Here is a 2,165-nt window from a genome sequence, read left to right as displayed (position 1 = left end):
CCTTCCGTATTCGCCATATTTGTACGGTATTTTCGCTTTTTACTCTAATTTTAGCCCCCTACCAGAATTTACTTTTGCAAAGCGGAAAGTTTTTTGGCTGAACTGGAACTTACTTTTTCAATTCACCTGCTAAAGAAATAATCATCAATGCTGCTTCCTATTTCCAAATCCTCTATACACTTCTGCGAGAAGCACTCCAAATGGGCGAACTCAGGGAAAGCAAAGCCGCTTACAATCAGGCGCGAGTCATCGGTGAAATTCATCGTGGCCTTACATACAGTTGGCTGCTGTCGGAATGCCGGTATTCGCTCACGGATATCGTGAAGATTGTCCTGAAGACGTACATCGATTCGATAAGAGCATAATTTCAGTTATTACGTCCGAAGGGTCATGGCGCATCGTTTCGTATGCTCACGTTTTACCGATGCCGGAAAAAAAGCTCCTACAATCTGCTGATATTTAGGATTTCACATTGCAATAAAGGTGATGATTGTCAAGTATATGAATCATAGGGTGGGATTTTCAAAAAACTATAATATACTTTAAGCACAAATTATTAAGCAATAGATTGTCAATTATTAGCAAGAAATAAGTAATAGTATTCTAACTTCACATTCAATTAGTGATAATGATGGGAGGTGAATCCATTGTTCTAGCAAGTAACAACCATACTTGGGGTTAGGTTAGAGATTTGTAAATTATTTATCTATCATGAAAGGAGGATATGGATATTATGAAAATATCTGTTTTATCAAAAGCAAAACGATATGCAACTATTTCTATTGCATTGATCGTATGCCTTCTAGTTTCTATAATCCCGACGTTTGCTGTAACAGGGAATACTGAATCACAGGTTACAGCAAGCGAATCAGTGATCGCACGCCTGGCAAAAACAAATGACTTTACAGTCAAAGATAAGAGCCAGATCAATAGAGATCTTTCTGTAATGAAAGATCTCGCTCTTCCGGTAAATCAAATAAAAGATATTAGTAGAAGAGAATCGAAACTAATATACTCGATGAAGATGACAAATGATGTTACAGATGATATAGTTGTCTCGAAAGCGGTAAATGGCGATGTTGAGTTGACAATAACTGAGGGTGATTTGAAAAACAAATTAAAAATATGTAGCAATGGTGATCTATTCCTTGATGGTGAAAAAATTGTAATTCAAGAAGAGTCAAGTTATTCTGATAATGATTCAATAACCAATTTTAGATCGAAACAAGCCGGGTGGACCTCTACCCCTCCTAGTAACATAAAAAGTTGGAAATTTAGAAAAGAAACCAAAAAATCACATATTTACTTAAATACAAAAGCAGGGCAAATAAGTATTTCTGCTTTAGGGATCATTCTCTTTAATGCTGGGTGGCTTGGATATGTTGTGTCCTGTGCTTCATTTATTCATACGGTAGGAAGTGACAGTAAGTGCTTATCCTTAAAGAGAAAAACTTACGATGGTATTCCAAAAGGCTATTTGGCAGTGAAAGTTGTTGAATCGGCCTTTACAAAGGCAAATTACAAAGGGAAGAAAAAAACAGTCGTACAATATGGTTACAACGTGCCAAAAGTTTAATCATTGCACACTCTTCTATTTAGTAAAGATTTACAGGAGGAACAAATGCGGAATCTTAAAAATAGAATAGGAATAATTATTGCGTTGCAAATTTTCTGTATTATCATATTGCTATTAAAAGATGTAAGTAAATATGCATTGCTGATCTGGCCTGTATTTACTTTAGTCGAAGCGATTGCGGTGCTTTTAGATATTCGTAAAATGAAGTAGCTTGAACTGCATCATTTGCACTCTTTGTCAAATGGTGTTGGTGGAGAGTCAAAGCGATACATATCGAGCAGCTGTTATGCCGCTCGATATTCTTTTTTTGCCTTTATAGTTGTAAAGTTCTCGTTGCCGGTGCTCAATTCCCAGAAATTTTCAAAAAATGCAAATCTTAAGAAATCTTAATAATTCAGTGTGTAAAATCTTAACACTCTTTTAACACTTTTTCTGTACAATGATTGTAGTAGAAACGAAGGTTGAAGATTCCTGCCAGAATTGCACCACTGTTCCAGTAAACGGGTACCGCAATTCCTGAGATATGGTACCGTTGTTCCTGCAACTGGATACCACATATATAAATCCTTAAAATGAATGTATGCATCTT

The 2,165-nt window shown here is 36.1% G+C and carries 4 protein-coding genes; 3 read left to right on the top strand and 1 reads right to left on the bottom strand.

Features of this window, described 5'->3' with window-relative positions:
- Window positions 1-200 precede the first annotated feature (200 nt).
- From FYJ65_RS09410 to FYJ65_RS09400, 3 genes are all read left to right on the top strand, one after another.
- Window positions 201-365: a hypothetical protein gene (locus tag FYJ65_RS09410; RefSeq protein WP_154555069.1), complete on the top strand. Its 165-nt coding sequence runs from the start codon at window positions 201-203 to the stop codon at window positions 363-365.
- 359 nt (window positions 366-724) lie between these two features.
- Window positions 725-1,576 carry a hypothetical protein gene (locus FYJ65_RS09405; RefSeq protein ID WP_154555068.1) on the top strand — a complete coding sequence of 284 codons (852 nt, stop codon included), beginning with the start codon at window positions 725-727 and terminating at the stop codon, window positions 1,574-1,576.
- Between the two features lie 45 nt (window positions 1,577-1,621).
- Window positions 1,622-1,786 (top strand): hypothetical protein, encoded by a 165-nt coding sequence (locus tag FYJ65_RS09400; RefSeq protein WP_154555067.1) that lies wholly within the window; start codon window positions 1,622-1,624, stop codon window positions 1,784-1,786.
- Window positions 1,787-1,985: 199 nt separating this feature from the next.
- Here FYJ65_RS09400 and FYJ65_RS09540 read toward each other — a convergent pair.
- On the bottom strand, window positions 1,986-2,165 hold a 180-nt coding region (locus tag FYJ65_RS09540), incomplete at its 5' end, for a hypothetical protein (protein WP_206157392.1).

Origin of the sequence: Mogibacterium kristiansenii (assembly GCF_009695905.1) — a bacterium.
Taxonomy (GTDB): Bacteria; Bacillota; Clostridia; order Peptostreptococcales; family Anaerovoracaceae; genus Mogibacterium_A; species Mogibacterium_A kristiansenii.
The sequence above is the reverse complement of the archived record's forward strand: the minus strand, read 5'-3'. Positions and strand labels throughout refer to the sequence as shown.

Coding starts and splice junctions, on each gene's coding strand:
- FYJ65_RS09405 (WP_154555068.1), top strand. CDS start 725: ATGGATATTATGAAAATATCTGTTTTATCAAAAGCAAAACGATATGCA.
- FYJ65_RS09400 (WP_154555067.1), top strand. CDS start 1,622: ATGCGGAATCTTAAAAATAGAATAGGAATAATTATTGCGTTGCAAATT.
- FYJ65_RS09410 (WP_154555069.1), top strand. CDS start 201: ATGGGCGAACTCAGGGAAAGCAAAGCCGCTTACAATCAGGCGCGAGTC.